This window comes from Marinilabiliales bacterium (assembly GCA_007695015.1).
Lineage (GTDB): Bacteria > Bacteroidota > Bacteroidia > Bacteroidales > PUMT01 > PXAP01.
On sequence record REEN01000063.1, the window covers coordinates 35,455 to 55,185 of the forward strand.

The window sequence follows — 19,731 nt, forward strand, 5'->3', positions numbered from 1 at the left end:
GCCTTGAATAGATTATTTACCAACTCTTTAACCACTATATAATATGGGCCTATTTTCTTTTTTGACGCAGGAACTTGCTATTGATCTCGGTACTGCGAATACCATTATCATCCACAATGATAAAATTGTTGTAGACGAACCCTCAATTGTTGCAATTGACCAGAAAACCGGAAAGCTGATTGCCATTGGCGAGAAAGCCAGGCAGATGCACGGGAAGACGCATGAAAACATCAAAACGGTAAGACCTTTGCGTGATGGGGTAATAGCCGACTTCAACGCAGCAGAGCAGATGATCAGGGGGATGATCAAGATAATCAACAACAAGCCCAGGCTGTTCAGCCCGTCTCTTAAAATGGTGGTATGCATCCCTTCGGGCAGTACAGAGGTGGAGGTCCGCGCTGTGAGGGACTCATCCGAACATGCCGGCGGAAGAGACGTGTTCCTGATCTTTGAGCCCATGGCAGCCTCCATAGGCATCGGAATAGACGTCGAGGCCCCCGACGGGAGCATGATAGTGGATATTGGCGGAGGCACCACAGAGATCGCGGTTATCGCACTGGGGGGAATTGTCTGCAATAAGTCCATCAGGGTTGCAGGCGACAGCTTTACGAGCGACATACAGGCCTACATGAGGCACCAGCACAATATAAAAATTGGCGAACGTACAGCCGAAGATATAAAGATAAATGTGGGCTCGGCCCTGCCCGACCTCGATAATCCGCCTCCTGACTATATTGTCAGAGGACCGAACCTGATGACTGCCATGCCGGTAGAAATACCGGTCTCCTACCAGGAAATTGCCCACTGCCTTGATAAATCTATTTCCAAGGTCGAGTCGGCCGTGCTGAGCGTTCTGGAACAGACACCGCCTGAGCTTTATGCCGATATCGTAAACCGGGGTATCAATATGGCAGGCGGAGGGGCACTCCTGAGAGGACTGTCAAAGCGTCTGACCGACAAGATCAATATACCGTTCCACGTGGCAGAGGACCCTCTTCATGCTGTTGCAAGAGGAACGGCAATTGCACTGAAAAACGTTGATAAGTTTTCATTCCTTATGAGATAAAAATGAGGGAACCGGCAAATGCGCAATCTGATAAGATTCATACTGAACAACCATTTCGCCCTGCTGTTCATTCTTCTTGAAGCAACAGCGCTTGTGCTGGTTTTTCAGAATAACAATTATCAGAACACTGTTGCATTCAATGTTTCAAGAAACATAAGCGGTTTTATCAATACGAGGATCCACACACTTACCCAATACTTAAGCCTTCAGGAGGCTAACCAGGCTCTCCACGAGGAGAACCGCATGCTGAGAAACGAACTGCTTTCTTCATACCGTATTGCAACACCACTGCCTGAGGAAGCCGGGCCAACAGGAGAATGGGAAAGACGCTACAACTATATACCCGCAAATGTTATTGCCAACTCGGTCAATAAGCAATACAATTACATAAGCCTTGACCGGGGAGCTCTTCACGGTATCGAGCCAGAAATGGCTGTTATCTCGGGAAGCGGCGTGGCTGGAATCGTTACTGGTGTGTCAGATAATTTTTCAACGGTATTACCCCTCCTGAATAGCGATCTGAGAATCAGTTCTAAACTTAAGAATACCGGATACTTCGGTTCTCTGTTCTGGGACGGCACAGATCCGGAAAAGGCAACTCTGACAGATATCCCCCACCATGTTATTCTCAACAGGGGCGATTCGGTTGTGACCTCAGGGTTTTCGGCCATCTTTCCGGAAGGGATAATGGTGGGGACCATTACCGATTTTGAAATTTACGGGGGAAACTTCTGGGCTGTAACAGTAAGGTTGTCCACCGATTTCAGAAAACTAAACCATGTTTATGTGATTCAGGATCTGCTCAGGGAAGAATTACTTGAACTGGAAGAAGCTTCAGAATATGATTAAGGTAATCCTGCGTAACATATTGCGTATCATAGTCCTTGTATTGTTCCAGGTATTTATTCTGAACAATATCCAGATCAGCGGATTTGTGAATCCCTATTTCTATGTGCTTTTTATAATCCTTCTGCCTTTTGAAACACCGGGGTGGCTGCTCCTCAGCCTTGCATTTGTGCTGGGATTATCGATTGACCTATTCTCGAATACGCCCGGAATGCATGCCTCTGCTACGGTATTCATGGCATTTGTCAGGCCTTCGGCTCTGGGATATTTTGCACCCCGTGACGGATATGTCACGGGCACATTTCCAAGAATATATTACTACGGTTTTTCGTGGTTCTTTCAATATGCAGCAATACTCATACTTTCTCACCATTTTTTTCTGTTCTATATTGAGGTCTTCAGATTGAGCGATTTTTTTCACACTTTTACACGGGTAATCCTAAGCAGTGCATTTACACTGTTCCTTGTGGTGATTAGCCAGTATTTTATCTACCGCCGGTAACCTCCAGGCTGCCGGGGAAAACTGTTTATAACTTTTATAATTCCTGATATACAATGAAGGACCATTACTCTGACAGGAAATATATTATCGGCGCAATGATGGTGCTTCCGGTGCTTTTCTTTCTGGTAAGGCTCTTCATATTACAGGTACTGGATCCCTCCTATAAGCTTAGTGCCAGTAGTAATGTACTCAGGAATGTGACCCAGTACCCTTCGCGGGGCCTTATATATGACCGGAACGGGGAACTGCTGGTATATAATGAGCCGGCATATGACCTTATGGTGGTCCCTGCCCAGCTTGCTCCGTTCGATACTGTTGAATTCTGCACCATACTTGAAATTTCGAAAGAGTATGTCGATAACGAAATTGCCAGAGCCCGCGAATACTCAAGGTTCCGGTCATCGGTTTTTCTGAAGCAGATATCGGCGCGCACATATGCCGTTCTTCAGGAGAAACTATATAAATATCCGGGGTTTTATGTGCAGCCCAGAACACTCCGGAAATACTCCAATGATATTGCCGCCCACGTACTCGGTTATGTAGGCGAAGTTGACAGAAGGATGATAGCAGAAAACCCGGGTTACGTAATGGGTGATTATATCGGTATCACAGGTGTTGAGAAAACATACGAAGAGGTACTCAGGGGGCAGAAAGGTGTTAATGTTTTCCTTGTTGATGTACACAACCGGGTAATGGGCTCATACCAGGAAGGCCGTTTTAATGTGCCGGCAGTAGTGGGCAATGATTTGACCCTTTCACTTGATGCCTCGCTCCAGGCTTATGGTGAAAAGCTGATGAGGAACAAAGTCGGAAGCGTGGTTGCAATTGAGCCTTCAACCGGTGAGATCCTTTCGCTGGTTTCAACACCCACCTACAACCCCGAACTTCTTGTTGGCAGGGTACGTACCGGTAACTTCAGGCAGCTTTCATCAGATACGCTGAACCCACTGTTCAACAGGGCGCTGATGGCACACTACCCTGCGGGTTCAACATTCAAGGTAGTGAACGGTCTTGTGGCACTCCAGGAAGGGATAATTGACGACGTGATCAGCCATACCTGCCCCGGACATTATTCAGTTGGCAGGCTGACGGTGCGCTGCCGGCACCATGTAAGTCCGGTAGCAATGGCCGCTGCAATACAGGTATCATGCAACACTTACTTCTGCCACATCTTCAGGGATCTGCTTGACCATCCGAAATACGGATCAGTCACTGCCGGATTCAATGTCTGGCACAACCATTTAAGGTCATTCGGACTTGGAGAGAAGCTCGAGACAGACTTTCCTAACGAACTCAGGGGATTCGTGCCTCCGGCAACCTATTACGACAGGTTCTACGGTGAGAACAGGTGGCGCTCCCTGCAGGTGGTATCGCTTGCACTGGGGCAGGGTGAACTCTCTGTCACCCCCATACAGATGGCTAACATCAGTGCAATCATAGCCAACCGTGGTTTCTACATAACCCCCCATATCCTGAAAGATGTCGCCGGGTCATACATCGACCCCATATATCGCGATAAGCTTTATACCACTATTGATTCTGTGAATTTTGAGCCTGTGATTGAAGGCATGTACAGGGCGGTTAACGGTCCTGAAGGAGGTACGGCAAGGATTGCACAGGTTCCCGGTCTCGATATCTGCGGGAAGACAGGAACCGCCGAAAACCCGCACGGGGATGACCACTCTGTTTTCATAGCATTCGCTCCAAGGGATAATCCGCAGATCGCCATAGCGGTCTACGTTGAGAATGCTGGCTTCGGAGCGGCTATGGCTGCGCCCATTGCAAGCCTGATGATAGAGAAATACCTTAATGGTGAGATTGCTGCCAACAGGAGATGGCTGGAGCAAAGAATGCTTGAGGCAGATTTTATTAACCGTTTAGTTGCCTCTACCGATGAGCAGGAGCAATAGCATATGGATCAACCTTGACTGGCTGACTGTCATTATCTTCATGGTAATGCTGCTTATCGGCTGGGTAAGCATATATTCCTCAGTATATGACGAAACACACAGCAGTATTTTCGACACCTCCCAGCGTTACGGCAAACAGCTTATCTGGATCATTGCGGCCCTGGTGATAGCCTTTGCAATAATGCTTACCGATATTAAGCTCTTCCTTTTCTTCTCATACTTCTTCTATGGTTTCACAATTCTGCTCCTCCTGGCTGTGCTGTTTTTCGGCACAGAGGTGAATGCATCAAAATCCTGGTTCCAGTTCGGGGGAATTCAAATACAACCTGCAGAATTTGCCAAGATGGCCACAGCCCTGGCAATTGCGCAATATCTCAGCAACACCAAACAGAAGATACATGATGCAGAGGTGCTTTTCAAATCTTCCGCTATCATACTGCTCCCGGTAATGCTTATATTGCTGCAGCCGGATGTCGGTTCATCACTTGTCTTTTTCTCATTCCTCCTTGTGCTCTACAGGGAGGGATTGAACGGATGGGTATTGCTGTTCTTTTTCCTTCTGGGTGTGTTGTCAGTCCTGGCCCTGCTGATGACCGAAACCGCCATGCTCGGTATGTTATTACTTACATCATTTGCCGTACTGGCTTTAATTGTCCGCAATTTTAAGTTAACGGCCAGGGGCCTGCTGATATTTGCACTGGTATCGGGAGCAGTAACAGGTATATACCGGCTTTTTAGCCCTGATACCCTGATCGACATCCAGCTTATAGTGGCTGCAGCATCGGGTACGCTTGTGTTGCTTATTATAACTCTTATAGGAAGGGTCAGTAATGCTCCTGTTGTGCTTGGTTTTCTGTTTACGGCCATTATATACACATATTCTGTTGATTATGTCTTTGATAATGTGCTTATGCCGCACCAGAAGAGCCGGATAAACATAGTTCTCGGCTTTGAGGATGATCCTATGGGCCAAAGTTATAACATAAACCAGTCAAAAATAGCCATTGGCAGCGGGGGACTCACAGGAAAGGGATTCCTGCAGGGCACCCAGACAAAGTTCAACTTCGTGCCTGAGCAAAGTACTGATTTCATTTTCTGCACAATTGGCGAAGAATGGGGTTTCGTGGGTTCAGTGGTTTTGCTGGCGCTTTTTGTGATCTTCCTTCTCAGACTGCTGATAATTGCCGAGAGACAGCGATCATCGTTTGCACGTATCTATGGCTACTCGGTCATTGCCATCTTTTTTACCCACCTGGTCATCAACATAGGAATGACTATCGGGGTGGTGCCTGTTATTGGTATTCCCCTGCCATTTATCAGCTATGGAGGATCCTCAATGTGGGCATTCACGCTGATGCTCTTTATACTGCTTAAGTTTGATGCAGGAAGGATGGAGTACATGAAATAATGGTCATCAGCATCACACATAGCCGGGGCTATGGAATTCATTGACCTCTATATCATGTTTCTCCTCTATATAGGCAACCAGCTGGGGAAAATATTCCAGGAAATCATCCCTGAAAAGATGATATTTTTTTCGCAGCTCAGCAATTGCAAAAGGGGTCTCGTTAGGCAATGAGGTCCGTTTGGTCATCCTCCTCAGCACACCCTCAATACCTTCAATGCTGGTATAGGATTCCAGCCAGTTGTTAATTATAAAGAACGGCAAAAAAGTCTTTATCTCATTGGGAAGGATAAAATAGTTGCTTACCAGTATCTCGTACATATTGACAACATACTGAGGAAGAGGGTGTTTAGAAAACATGTGCCACTCGCTCGCCAGGAAATGATCATAAAAAATATCGACGATAACTCCTGAATATCGCCTGAACTTTTTCCTCAGGTGACTCTTGCTCCTGTTTACTACCGGATGGGCGTCTGTAAAGCTGTCAATCTTACGGTGCATCAGGATCCCCTTGCGGACAAGATCGGGGTATTTCTCGTAATTCCGGCCTTTTACATAATCACCTATAAAATTCCCGATTTTGACTTCGTCAGAGCTGCCTGAAAGATATATGTGAGCCAGAAAATTCAATTTGCCTGATTGATAAAGAGTTAAAAGTCGAACAATTCTCCCAATAAAGATAATGATAAATGAGTGAAACAATTAAACATGCGAATATGTTTTTTTATATTTACAAATATTAATCATTTAAACCCGTCTTTTATGCCAAAACAAAACGTAATCATAATCGGTGCCGCAGGAAGGGATTTCCATAACTTCAACACCTGGTACCGTAACAATGAGAATTATAACGTCGTGGCATTTACTGCTGCACAGATACCAGGAATTGAAAGCAGAAAATACCCGGCTGAGCTCGCAGGCGAAAATTACCCTGAAGGAATCCCGATCTATCCGCAGGATGAGCTGGCCCTGCTGATACCTGAACTTAATGCAGATATATGCACCTTTTCCTATTCTGATATATCCTACCAGGAGGTCATGTCGGTGAGTGCCATTGTAAATGCAGCGGGAGCTGATTTCCTTCTGCTCGGCCCTGCACATACGCAGCTTAAAAGCAAAAGGCCGGTAATTGCAGTAGGTGCAGTCAGAACAGGTTGCGGAAAAAGCAAAACATCGGGAAGAATTGTCAGGATCCTTAATGACAGGGGCATTAAGGTAGTTGCCATAAGGCACCCGATGCCATATGGCGACCTTGAACTTCAAAAAGTACAGCGTTATGAGTCTATCGAAGACCTGGAAAAAAACAATTGCACCATTGAAGAAATGGAAGAATATGAGCATTATGTGACAGGAGGAAATGTTATATATTCAGGTGCCGATTATCAGGCCATTCTTGATGAGGCTGAAAAAGAGGCAGACATAATATTGTGGGACGGAGGAAACAACGACTTTCCGTTTATCAGGCCAGACCTGATGATCACGGTCACCGATCCGCACAGGGCAGGTCACGAGCTCAGCTATTTCCCCGGGGAGGTAAATCTAAGAAAGGCCGACATTGTGGTGATAAACAAAATAGACAGTGCAAACCCCGATAATGTCCAACTGCTTCGGGAAAACATCAGGAAGGTAAACCCCGGTGCGGTTGTTGTTGATGCCGCATATCCCATATTGGCAGCCGACCCTGAAGTGATAAGGGGGAAAAGGGTCCTGGTTATCGAAGACGGACCAACCACCACTCACGGCAACATGAAAGTGGGGCCGGGAATATTCGCTGCAAGAAAGTTCGGCGCCAGTCAACTCGTTGATCCCAGGCCCTACCTTGTTGGCAGGCTGAAGGAGACCTTTGAGACATATCCTGATATAGGCACCCTGCTGCCGGCCATGGGTTACGGCAAGGAACAAATAAAGGACCTCGAGCAAACGATCAACAATACTGATTGCGATTCGGTGATAATAGCAACTCCCATTGACCTGGGAAGGATTGTCAGGATAAACAAACCGGCAACGAAGGTAAGTTACGACCTGCAGGAAATAGGCAAACCCGACCTGGATGAACTGATAGGCAGCTTTCTTGAAAAAGAGGGGAGTATTTAAAAATAAGCACTATGGGGAAGTTGAATACCTAAAATTGACGCTGTTGGAAAAAGGGCTTGTAATAAAAACGACCGGAAGCTGGCACACGGTGCTTGATGAAAACAAAAAGAAAGTGCCTTGCAGGATAAAAGGGAGGCTGCGAACCAGCAGCATTCGCAGCACCAACCCGGTGGCTGTGGGCGACAACGTTGTTTTCTACCGGCTTGAAAGAGAGACCACCGGGGTCATAACCGAAATACTCGACAGGAAAAACTACATCATACGTAAGGCATCAAAGCTGTCGAAAGAGACCCACGTGCTCGCCGCCAACCTTGACCAGGCATTCCTGATGATCTCGCTTACAAGGCCCCGGACAACTCTCAGGTTTATTGACAGATTCCTTGCTACGAGCGAGGCCTATGAGATTCCCGCGGTAATAATTTTCAACAAAACCGATCTTTACGACGAAGAGCTGACAGCCGAAATGGAAGAGCTGGCAGATTTATACAGTAAGATTGGCTATGAATCGGTCAGGACATCGGCAGTTGAGAGGAAAGGGGTTGATGAGCTCATTTCAAAAATGAAAGGCCGGATGAGCCTGGTGGCAGGCAATTCGGGGGTGGGCAAATCATCTATCATAAATGCAATGGACCCTTCACTCAACCTTAAAACCCGGCCGGTTTCCGAATATCACAAAACGGGAAGGCATACCACAACATTTTCAGAAATGTTTGAACTGACAACGGGTGGGTACATCATAGATACCCCCGGAATAAAGGGTTTTGGCATAATAAAGATGGACAGGGACGAGATCTTTCACTTTTTTCCCGATATTTTTTCACTTTCAAAAAATTGCCGGTATTATAACTGCATGCATACAAACGAACCCGGTTGTGCGGTAAAGCAGGCGGCAGCCGGGGGCAGCCTGGCAATGAGCCGGTATGAAAGCTATTTAAGCCTGTACTACGAAGACACGGGGAAATACCGTACCTCAAGCTATTGAACAACACCGCGTTTCAATTACCCCGGGCAAGCATGCAGGGACGATAGTGAAACCTTCGCAGGACAGTGCAGGACAGGCGCGGGACATTGCAGTGCTGGCTGTTGGAATTACATGGCGCACGCAGACCAGGACAGGCGCGGGACATTGCAGTGCTGGCCGGAAGCAAGGCGGGACAGAAGCAGGTCATTGCGGAGCAGGCTGGATGCATATCGCCAAAATTATGCCGGTTGTGCTCCTGGTAAGCCCTTTTTTGTTTTCAGTTAATATTTTTTATCTTTCCCGGATATTACTGGAATATGAACCGGATCTACCTTTCACTCGCAGCCGTTTTCCTGGTTTTGGTCGCAGCCAATATCTACTATTACCACAATATTTACAGGCAACAGGTGAGTTTCCAGGAGAATATGCTGGTCCGGCAAACTGAAATATGCAGCTGGGAGATTGAGCAGCATGTTTCAAATTTCATGAATGAACTCAACTATATCCTCTTCACCGAAGACATGTCTGAATTTTTCCGTGATCCCGAAATAATGGAAAGCAGCATAATGAAGATGGATGTATTCTTTTCGAAATACAAACAGCTTATAACCAGTATTTCTCTATACGATAATGAACGCAATGCCTATAATGTTTTCAGAGACAGGAGCAACAACCTGGTAACCGACATATATGTTTCCCGGGTGCAGCGTGAGCTTTACGAAAAGGAGAAAATGGAAGACATCTCGGGAGAATCAGTTTTCGTGTTACCGGCGTTCAGGGACAACAGGGTTGCGGCAAACCTGGTAATACGAATAGATACAAGGCGGTATATCGAATCTGTTTTTGCAAATTTTCATATTGAGGAAACCCTCTGGCAGTGGCTGATCAACAGAGATGGCGAGATCATTTTCAGCAACTTCGGACCCGATCTTCCCGACATGGCTACGAGAGAAAATTTTGCTGAAATATGGCCGGAGCCCAACACGCCGGCAACCATAATACACAGGATTGATGACGCAGACAGAAGGCTCAGGGTAATTTCAGCCTTCTATCCTGTCAGACCCATGCAGCAGGATATGCTGGTAGTCTTCTCTCTTGACACCAGCATTGTTCTATCCTACATCATAAACAGCATTCTGACAATAGCAGCTGCAACATTCGTCGTTCTCATGGTCGTGATATTGTTCTTTACCTGGTTTATAAGGAACGAACGAAAAGACAGGTTGCGGTCGCAGGAATCTGAAAAGGCCATCAGGGAAATATTTGAATCACTGCCGGTTGGTATAATAATAAAAAGCTCTGAGGGAAAGGTGAAGATGATCAACAGTACTGCGGCCGGAATTCTCAGCCTGGATGACCCGAAAAGTGTCATGGGCAAGGACTTTTCAAATATGTTTTTCCTTTCCCGTCATTACCCCGGCGATAAAGAACAGAATTACGAAGAGAGGACCAGTGAATACGTTTACTATGATTCCGGCGAGAACGAGGTGATCGTATATAAAAAGGAAATACCGGCAATATTTCTGGGGGAAAAGGTATGGGTTGACGCATTTATCGATATCACTCCCATTGAGCAGGCAAGAAAAAAAGAATATATTTTCGGAGAAGCGAAGACCGAGTTCCTTAAACGGGTCAGCCACGATATCCGAAATCCGCTCAACGGTATACTCAATATAACCAATGCGTTGGAGTCTGAAATGAAACCGGAGGATGAGACGCTTGAAAAAACAGCGCTGATAAAACGTTGTTGCGAAGACATACTTTTGGTTGTTAATGACATCCTTGATTACTCAAGCCTGGAACTCAGCAAAACCATTGTGGAGGAGATCCCGTTTGTCCTTCCCGCCGAGATTGATGTTGCAGTAAGACCATTATCGGTCAAAGCTGAGGAGAAAAACCTGGTTCTTACAACAACCATTGCTGAAAATGTTCCCAAGAACATCATCAGTGATCCGTTTCACCTGCGCCAGGCACTTACCAACCTGTTGAGCAACTCCCTCAAATACACCAGCGAGGGTGAGATCAGGCTGAAAGTTGAAACCAGGAAGCAGAAAGGATCAAATATAATCCTTGATTTTATCATTGAAGATACCGGCAATGGTATCGGACAGGAACTGGCTGACGCTATTAACAGTGAAGGAGACCTCTGCGAGAACCTCTCTCTGCAAAGCCCCGGTCTGAAGAAGACCTGCCAGCTCATAAAGCTGATGAAGGGAGATATGAAGATCGAAAGCCCCCTTTATTCAAACCCCGAAACAGGGGGACCGGGAACAAGGATAACTTTTTCCGTGCAGGCATACTCGAATGACATATCCGGAAAACGCCTCCTGATTGACCATATTACCGACTATAAGGATATAAAAGCGCTGGTCCTTGCCGATCCCGGAGAAGAAAAGCCGGAAATTAACAAGATGCTGCGCAAAATTGGCATTGCCTGTGATACAACAACATTCAACGAGAGTACCATAGATACGCTGAAAAGCTACAGCAATGATGACCCTTCAATAAACTATTCAATCATAGTAATAGTGGATTCTGAAAAGAGCAATGGTTTCTCGATTGCCCGCAGCCTTCATGAGAACCATCTTGACGAAAATTACCTGATCATAATTACAAGCTCTGTAAATAAACCGGGTAACTTTGTCAAAACCAAGCGTTTTGGTGCAGATCATTACCTTATCGAACCATATGATGCTTCGGAAATATTCGATATCATTCAGAATAATTTCCTTCATGTTGCCATACCATCTGCCAAAACACAGCATCTGAAGAAAACAAAACCGGGTCTCAGGATCCTTGTTGCAGAAGATAACCATGTTAACCAGATAGTTGCGCAATCCCTTTTCAAAAGTATTGGTTATGAGATCGATCTCGTCTCAAACGGAAAAGAAGCCGTTGAAAAAGTGCGGGAAAAAGAATATGATATAGTATTTATGGATATCCGCATGCCCGTAAAAAACGGCCTTGACGCAACGTATGAGATCCGTAAACTAGGTTACACCATGCCTGTAGTCGCCATGACCGCCAATGCTTCAGAAACCGATAAAACCGAAGCAATTGAAGTGGGAATGAACGATTTTGTGCCGAAACCCGTTCGCATTGAGCTGCTGAAAAACATCATTATAAAAAACTTTTCAGAATAAAAACCAGGACAGTTTATCACCACTGTCCCTGCGTAACTGTTATTGACTTATTGTGAGTAATTATCTATTTTTGTAATAACCGGACCATTACCGGCGAAATACCACTAAATTACAGAACTGATGGATGATAAAACAATAAATACCCCAGGAAGCATAACCAAGGAAGAGGACCTCATCAATGTTGAGCACAACATTCTGCCCAACACACTCGTGCTTGAGAGTGCCCACCCTTTCCCCGGATACCACGGCAGCAACCTGCCCGAAAATCCCGCACCAAACAGCATCTATATAGTTACTGCCCGGCGTTATGACGGTGAAGACCTGTTGAGAAAGGGCAGGAAGGTCAGGAAGATCTTTCCGTCAACCTGTGACATCAGTTACGGAGAAGTACGCTTTCGCGGAAATGATTACCAATTCATTCGTGCCAGGGGCCTGGATTGTTTCGGATGTGTCCTGAAGCTGCAGGAAGCCCTCAGCGAAGAAGGCGTTGAATTTATGAAACAAAAGAAGTTCAGTGGTGAAGCGCTGATCAGACTGCAGAAATTTTTCCGGCTTGAGAAAGTCGATGACCATATATACAGGGATCTGGATGAACCCAGAATGCACTATTTTGAAATACCTGAAAAACCGGAATGGGAGTTTTTCAGGAAAATTACTTTCTACATAAGGGGTAACGTTGAAAACTATACTTATGACGCTGCATTGGGCGCCCTGTATCTTAAAGACATTGCCGATGTGGTGCGGATTTATGGAAAAGACATTACAATTGAGCAGATGCAGTTTATCAGGAAAAAATACCTGTATGAAATAGCTCATCCCGATCACCTCGAATAACTCTGCCGGAACATTTACTCCAGCTCTTTTTGGCAGCCCCAGGGTTGCCAATCGGGCCGGGCAACCGGAATATTCAAGGGTCGCCGGTGAAGATCACCGGGGTATCCTGCGGTAAAGTTTGTCAGACCGCCTGACAACAGAGGGAGTCCTGAAGGCACAATTCCCGCCCTTGCCTACCACAGATGCAGGACCGTCATCATCTCTCATCCCACCGACCTTCATCTCAATCACACCTGTGGTCGGCCCGATTATCAGGATCTCATCACCTTCTCTGACCTGCCCGTTTTCTATAAGAAACTCCGCCACCCCGAGTTTAGCGTAATAATTTGTTGCCTTGCCGGCGTATATTTTCCTGGTGGCGGCCTTCGAACCGTAAACATCGCTCCATTCGCCAAGTGGCTGACCCAGATACCAGCCATCCCAGAATCCCCTGTTGAACACGGTACCCAGGCGCTTTTTCCATTCACCGATACGGGCCTCATCATATGTTCCGTCAAAAACGGCATCCAGCGCCTCTGAGTAGCATTCGGTAACCGTTTTTACATATTCAGGTGAACGGGCACGACCCTCTATCTTAAGAACCGTTGCACCGGCGGCAATAATCTTGTTCAAAAAATGCACTGTCAAGAGGTCTTTTGGCGACATAATGTATTCATTATCAATCTCCAGCTCGCGCCCGCTTTCCTTTTCCCTTACCGTATAGGCCCTCCTGCAGATCTGAAGGCATGATCCGCGGTTTGCAGACAGGCCGGCTTCATGAAGGCTAAGATAGCATTTGCCGGAAATAGCCATACAGAGTGCGCCGTGAATGAACATTTCGAGCTTCACCTTTTCACCTGTGGGACCCGTAATATTATCACGTTCAATTACATCTGAAATTTTTCTTACCTGCTCAAGATTTAACTCCCTTGCGAGGACAATCACCGATGCATACCGTGAAAAGAATCTGACCGCCTCGCTGTTGCCAATATTGAGCTGGGTTGAAAGATGCATTTCCATTCCTTCACGGAACGCATGTTCCATTGCAGCAACATCTGACACAATAAGGGCAGAAACACCCTGTTTTTTTGCCTCTGACACGATTTCACGCATCATGCCATGATCATCATCATACAGCATGGTATTTATTGCCAGGCACGATTTAACACCGCTTTTCCGGCACAACCGTACAATAGTGCCCAGATCACCTGCCGAAAAGTTTCCGCTGGACCGGGATCTCATATTCAGCCTGTCAACTCCGAAATAGACAGCGCCTGCACCGGCCTGCAGGGCAGCCTGCAGTGATTCAAAAGAACCTGCGGGCGACATTATTGTCACATCCTCCCTTCTGATATTATCTGCCAGATCTGACATTCAACATTCCTCTATCTGAATAAACTACCCCGCGACAGTGCCCCGAAGCATTAAATGATATTTGTTGCAACCAACCCGGAGGGTTGGGAATATGTTCCAGCGAAGCGGGTGAAACCGGCGAAGCCAATTGAACCACATTGGTCACTGGCCAGCATGCAACATCACTATCCTGATGGTAGTGCCGGCATTCAGGGTTGACTGGAGCACAAAGATACGTCCTCCGTGATACTCTTCAATAATCCTCTTCGACAACGAGAGCCCAAGACCCCATCCCTTCCTCCTGGTGGTGTAACCCGGCTTGAAAATGGTTTTGAACCTACCCCTTGGTATACCCTTTCCCGTATCGCTTATATCAATATTCACCTTTCCGTTTGCAGGGGAAAGTGATATTTTCACATTGCCTTCTCCATTTATAGCATCAAGCGCATTCTTGAACACATTTTCAATAACCCATCCGAAAAGTTCTTCATTAACAGGCAGCACAACCCTGGCAGAAGGGTCATAATCCTTCTCAAACGAAATTGACTTTGGCGCCCTTTCCCGAAGATAGTCCACCGTGTTATCAAGGATAGGGACAATATCCTTCTCCTTAAGTGCCGGTCTGGAACCGATCTTCGAAAATCTTGCAGTTATCTTCCGGAGCCTGCTGATATCCTTTTCCAGCTCACCCAGCATCCCCTCTTCATAGCCCTTCTCCCTTATCAGCTCCAGCCAGGCCATAAGCGACGAAGTGGGAGTGCCGAGCTGGTGTGCAGTCTCTTTTGACATTCCCAGCCATACCTGGTTCTGCTCAGCCTTGCGTGATACACTGAAAGCATAATAGGCAATCAGCAGGTAGAGGAATATTACAAGCAACTGTATCCATGGATACCATACCAGCCATACCAGCAACCTTGAATCCTTGTAATAGATGAATTGCTGCAAACCATCATCAAACTCTATGACTATAGGATCATTCTTGCTTTTCATGGTGGCGAGCTGCCTGCGGAGATATTCCGGATTATCAGTGCGCGAGGGATTGAGGTTACGGAACTGCAGGATATTATCGTCATCATCGACAACCATAACAGGTACTGTTTCATTGTCAAGGATCACTCTCAGCAAGAAGGAGTAATCGGTAAGCTCCGATTCCATATCGGTTATAGCCCTTGTGGCCTCAGCCCATAATTCCATCTTTTTCCTCTCCTCACGGGCGAGGCTTTTTACAAGGCTGTCTGTTACAAGAAGCGAGGTCACCCCAATCAGGACCGCCAGAAAAAAAAGTCCCAGTTTCCATTGCTGCTTTTTCAGGTATATCTGCATCCTGCCAAATATAATAAATTATTTACCGGGCTTCTCCTCCTCATCCCATTCTATCCTGAACCGGGGCCTGTTTTCCTGTTGCCTCCGGTCAGGACCGGCTTCCCTTACGGAGGTGTCACGTGCCCTTTCATCTTCCTCTTCCCAGATTATCCTGAAACCGGTGCTGCGTTCCGGTGTAACTTTCTCAACCCTTTCCTGCCCGCCCGAGCCAAACCATCCAAACTCCTCATTAAGAATCTGTCTTAGATTACTTCTTTCAGCGGCAATATTATCCCTTATGACTTCACGCACCGCCCGGTGGTCAAACGTAACCCGGTAATCATCAGTATTTCCTGAAACCGCAAGGTATAAGCTTGTCCTGCCAAGTCCGTCATCCTCCACTATGCCGTACTTTTCAGTTTCCGGCCTTGATCGCCTGGCCTTACCGTAAAGAACATCCGATAACAGCACCCTCATGCGGTAATCAAAATTACCGTCAAAATCGTGTGTTCCCGCGCCGCTTATATTGAAAGCCGTCGAGTTGATGTCCATTTGCGGGATGGTCAGAAGCCGGTTACGGATAAATATCTCATTTTGCAGTGTTGAGAAACGGATATGTTGCAATTCGGAAACATCTATAAACCGCGAAAGTCCGAGAACTGGCTTAAAATCTATGAGTTCGCCATTTTCTATTACCAGCCTGCTGTCGGCGATGATCTTCTCACTGAAAACCCGAAGCTCATTGTTCCATTCAGAAACCAGTCCGACACTTCCTGAAAGGCTTCCCTTAAGATTGCTTCCGTCAATGAAGTTCTGCCCGAAATTGCCGAAAGTATCAAACATTCTGTTAATATCAACATCTTTGAGATCTAGTTGCGACTGCACCATAAAATCGCCATTAAGCCTCTGATAAATAACCCCATTGCCAGAAACCGATCCTTCCATTGATTCAAATTCAATAGAATTAAGGACCATCATACCAGGCCGGTAACTTAGTTTCCCGCTGAAATCAGCAGAGGAGAACTTCCTGAAATCCAGCCGTTCGATAATAAAATCGAGGTTAAGATCAACATTGCCCGGAAACTGCAGCGGCTCGGCAGCACCTGTTCCTTCACCGGCTGAAGGAATAATGTAGTTATCGAGGTTAATGCCGTGTGATCTGAAATGGCCACCAATTTTCATTACCTGGTCCTCACCAAGCAGCCAGGCAAGGCCATTCTCTATTTCCCCCTGCAGGTGAAAATGGTCCTCTCCAATATTGAACATCAGACCACTGGTTCTTAGAACCTTTCCGAAACCAAACGTACCTTCAATACCGGTGGCCCTGTATTTTCCATCCGACAATTCAATCGTTCCGTTGCTCAGGGCCAGATCACCGCCCAGGTTTAGCCCGCGCAACAATCCGATATTGAACGCACTGTTGTTTCCAATGTTTCCGGATCCTGAAATACCGGTTTTAATGCGGCCCGACATGAGATTTATGTTTGGCGGCTGATAAAAACCTGCCAGTTCTTCAAGAAGTATATCGGCTGTCAGGCTGAAATCAACTTTTGGCGAAGAGAAATCTGACAAGGTGCCTTTGCCGTGTAAAGTTCCTCTTCCCAGGGTGGAGGAAAAACTGTTCACAACAACAGATGAAGAAGTCGCATTACGTCCGGTACCATTTGAGTAGTATCCTCTGACCCGTGCCTTGTCAATACTGATGCCGGATTTCCTGTGAAGCATTCCCCCGTTTTCTGAACTGAATGCCGCCGTGACTGCGGGAGAGGTCGTTTTTGTCACAACTCCGTTAATGGAAGCATCAAAGTCAAACTCACCTGAAAAAAGGTATTCGCCTGAGGAAAAGGCAGAGCTTGCCGGAAGCATTCCGGCTGCCGAGGCGAGATCAATATTGTAGCCCCTTACATTCAAATCGATAATACTTTCAGGATAGCTTTGATACTGGCCCGATGCCGTCAGGCTTATATTCTCAAGCATTATCGTCCCGTTTTCAATAACAAAAAGGCTGTCAGCCACATTAACAGCCACTCTGGCCTCAATTTCCCGGCTTCCGGTGAAGACGATCCCCCCGTATCTGATCTCCCTGCTGCTACCTGAAGCAATGCCACTTAACCTGTAACGGGAACTCCCAATCTGCCCCTTCATATACATCCTGTCAACGCTTAGGTCAAAACCAACATTTTTCAGGTTGTTAAGGAACTTAATCCGATAATCATTGAATCGCACATCCTGAAGGTCTATACTTAAATTCCCGGCAGAAGAAGTGTCCTCTTTCCAGAAACGATAATTCTCCTTCTGATTGTCATTTACAGCCAGGATAAGCCGGCCGCCGTTGGCATGTATACTGTTTATGGTATAGACTCCCCTGAAGATGTCTTTCATGTTAAAGCGCATGTGCAAATTCCGGGCAGTAAAAAGGGTGTCTCCTTCGCCGGGTTCGCTGTTCCCCGTTCTGAAATCATCAGGGGCCATGATCACAATATCACGAAACTCCACTGATGCATGAGGAAATCTCCTGAGTACGGAAAATGACAGATCGCCGACCACTATAACAGTATTGACATTACGGTTAATGCCCTCGACAATCATCCGCTTTACATCATCCTGGTACCGGTGGGCAATTATCAGACCCGCCACTCCGACTGCAACAATGACACAAATCAGTACTGCCAGAAAATATTTGAAAACTCGCAACATTAAGATGGTATTACCAGGATTTACGAATAAACGCAATTCTCAGGCCAAAAGTATTGACATATCAGATCATATTTTGTTGCTGACACCTCAAAGAAGGAAGGAGGCATCATCATCCGGACCAAGTTCGACCGGGTTGCTGCCATATTTGAATACCCTCATATTTCGGCTGCCGATTAGCCTTATGGAACCATTTTCGATCAGGAGCATAGTGCCTTCCCTTAGCCCGACAACATATTTCTGACGGTTTAATTCGGTATACTCGGCAATTCTCATTTCACGGGTCTCTCCGGCATGACCATCGGGATTTGCATCAAGATAGTGCGGATTTATCTGGAATTTCACCAGGTTGAACATTTCAAAAGAGGAGGGCTGGACAACAGGCATATCATTTGTAGTACAGATGGTGGGGCACGCCACATTGGCTCCGGCGCTCCATCCGATATAAGGTGTTCCTGACATTACACACTCCCTTATAAGTTCAGGAAGCCCGTGCCGGTGCAGCTGTTCTGCAAGCCTGAAGGTGTTACCGCCACCAACAACAATCGCTTCTGCGTCTTTGACTGCAGCGGCGGGATCGCTAAAGTGATGTATCGAAACAACGTCATGGCCGGCCTGGTTGAAGCGTTCCTTAACCTTCTTTTCATATTCATCCCACGTGACCGTAACCCCGGCCCAGGGAATAAAAAGCGCCTTTACCGGTGATGTGCCAAGAAAATCCCTTATATTGCCCAAGGGATACTGCAGGTATTCCTCCCCGGCATTGGTTGAATTACTTATAAGCAGTAGCTTCATAATAATCTGTTGACTTTATTTATTATTCCGGCAGGTTCTCAAAATTTGCCGGATTCCTGGAGACAGGAACTGTACGGTTTTGGTGCCCGAATATGTCTATCAGCAATATCCTGCCTGACAGGATATCGTCACTTCCGGTTATCACCCTGATAACCTCGTTGGCGACATACGCACCGGTCACACCGGGAAGGATGCCTGGCATTCCAGTTATGTTCTTATCGTCGTCCGGATCTTTTGAATGACCTTTGGGGCTGATGCACCTGAAGGAGGGTCCGCCATTATAATTGAACACCGAAATCCTGCCTTCCAGCTTGCTGCACACACAACCCAGAACCATAACCTTTCCATATTTCAAACATGCATCATTGATCAGGTAGTGCGCCTCCCTTTTATTTGTGGCATCCACAACAATGTCATATCCGGGCACAATGGATCCAGTATTGTCATTCTTAAGCTGTACATTAAGCATGTTGAACTGGACCAGCGGATTCATCGCAGAAAGCCTTTTTCGGGTAACAACTGCCTTAAGCTTTCCGATATCATCCATCCCGTAAAGCACCTGGTGGCTGAGGTTAACCTCCTCTATCACATCATGATCAAGAAACCCAAGGGTGCCAACTCCCATGGCAGTCAGATACTGTAATACCTGCGATCCAAGTCCCCCGATACCTACGACAAGCACCCTGGCATTCCGGATCTTCTCCTGGCCTGTTGCCCCGATACCCGGTAGCATTATCTGAAGCTTGTATCTTTTCTTTTCCAGTTCGGTAAGTGAGTTCAATTCTCCCATAGAATTTTTTTTTCTTTATACAAAAATAGTCCGATTCTGAATAAATAACAACAAAAA

At 46.4% G+C, this 19,731-nt stretch carries 15 protein-coding genes; 9 read left to right on the forward strand and 6 right to left on the reverse strand.

The genetic code is table 11. The features are described 5' to 3' along the window. The first annotated feature begins 43 nt into the window (after positions 1-43). From EA408_08320 to rodA, 5 genes are read left to right on the forward strand one after another with little or no spacing between them, the layout of a single operon-like run. Entirely contained in the window at positions 44-1,066 is a 1,023-nt protein-coding gene (locus EA408_08320) for a rod shape-determining protein (GenBank protein ID TVR71639.1), read from the forward strand. Between the two features lie 18 nt (positions 1,067-1,084). Beyond that, complete coding sequence (mreC, locus tag EA408_08325) at positions 1,085-1,915, forward strand: rod shape-determining protein MreC (protein TVR71640.1); 831 nt, start codon at positions 1,085-1,087, stop codon at positions 1,913-1,915. Beyond that, positions 1,908-2,414, forward strand: a complete 507-nt coding sequence (locus EA408_08330) for a rod shape-determining protein MreD (protein ID TVR71641.1) — start codon at positions 1,908-1,910, stop codon at positions 2,412-2,414. The genes mreC and EA408_08330 overlap by 8 nt, the downstream gene beginning before the upstream one ends. A gap of 53 nt (positions 2,415-2,467) precedes the next feature. Beyond that, a complete protein-coding gene (gene mrdA, locus EA408_08335; GenBank protein TVR71642.1) occupies positions 2,468-4,324 on the forward strand; it encodes a penicillin-binding protein 2 in 1,857 nt (618 codons plus the stop codon). After that, entirely contained in the window at positions 4,308-5,732 is a 1,425-nt protein-coding gene (gene rodA / locus EA408_08340) for a rod shape-determining protein RodA (GenBank protein TVR71643.1), read from the forward strand. Before mrdA ends, rodA begins: the two co-directional genes overlap by 17 nt. A 12-nt stretch (positions 5,733-5,744) precedes the next feature. Here rodA and EA408_08345 read toward each other — a convergent pair whose 3' ends face one another. Beyond that, complete coding sequence (locus EA408_08345) at positions 5,745-6,359, reverse strand: DUF479 domain-containing protein (protein ID TVR71644.1); 615 nt, start codon at positions 6,357-6,359, stop codon at positions 5,745-5,747. 132 nt (positions 6,360-6,491) lie between these two features. On the opposite strand from EA408_08345, the gene EA408_08350 reads away from it, so the two are divergent. From EA408_08350 to EA408_08365, 4 genes are all read left to right on the forward strand, one after another. Then, positions 6,492-7,823 (forward strand): GTPase, encoded by a 1,332-nt coding sequence (locus tag EA408_08350; GenBank protein TVR71645.1) that lies wholly within the window; start codon positions 6,492-6,494, stop codon positions 7,821-7,823. A 43-nt stretch (positions 7,824-7,866) separates the two neighbouring features. Beyond that, positions 7,867-8,805: a ribosome small subunit-dependent GTPase A gene (gene rsgA / locus EA408_08355; GenBank protein ID TVR71727.1), complete on the forward strand. Its 939-nt coding sequence runs from the start codon at positions 7,867-7,869 to the stop codon at positions 8,803-8,805. Between the two features lie 296 nt (positions 8,806-9,101). Further along, positions 9,102-11,927: a response regulator gene (locus EA408_08360; GenBank protein ID TVR71646.1), complete on the forward strand. Its 2,826-nt coding sequence runs from the start codon at positions 9,102-9,104 to the stop codon at positions 11,925-11,927. A gap of 120 nt (positions 11,928-12,047) precedes the next feature. Then, positions 12,048-12,761: a hypothetical protein gene (locus tag EA408_08365; protein ID TVR71647.1), complete on the forward strand. Its 714-nt coding sequence runs from the start codon at positions 12,048-12,050 to the stop codon at positions 12,759-12,761. A gap of 93 nt (positions 12,762-12,854) precedes the next feature. Here EA408_08365 and EA408_08370 read toward each other — a convergent pair whose 3' ends face one another. The 5 genes from EA408_08370 to EA408_08390 all read right to left on the reverse strand — a co-directional run bounded on the left by EA408_08370 (position 12,855) and on the right by EA408_08390 (position 19,674). Then, a complete protein-coding gene (locus EA408_08370) occupies positions 12,855-14,114 on the reverse strand; it encodes a U32 family peptidase (protein TVR71648.1) in 1,260 nt (419 codons plus the stop codon). A gap of 141 nt (positions 14,115-14,255) precedes the next feature. Next, complete coding sequence (locus tag EA408_08375; GenBank protein TVR71649.1) at positions 14,256-15,416, reverse strand: sensor histidine kinase; 1,161 nt, start codon at positions 15,414-15,416, stop codon at positions 14,256-14,258. Between the two features lie 18 nt (positions 15,417-15,434). Next, positions 15,435-18,092 carry a hypothetical protein gene (locus EA408_08380; protein ID TVR71650.1) on the reverse strand — a complete coding sequence of 886 codons (2,658 nt, stop codon included), beginning with the start codon at positions 18,090-18,092 and terminating at the stop codon, positions 15,435-15,437. Between the two features lie 87 nt (positions 18,093-18,179). Continuing rightward, positions 18,180-18,884, reverse strand: coding sequence for a dipeptidase PepE (gene pepE, locus EA408_08385; protein TVR71651.1), 705 nt, complete (start codon positions 18,882-18,884; stop codon positions 18,180-18,182). 22 nt (positions 18,885-18,906) lie between these two features. Beyond that, complete coding sequence (locus EA408_08390; protein TVR71652.1) at positions 18,907-19,674, reverse strand: HesA/MoeB/ThiF family protein; 768 nt, start codon at positions 19,672-19,674, stop codon at positions 18,907-18,909. Positions 19,675-19,731 lie beyond the last annotated feature (57 nt).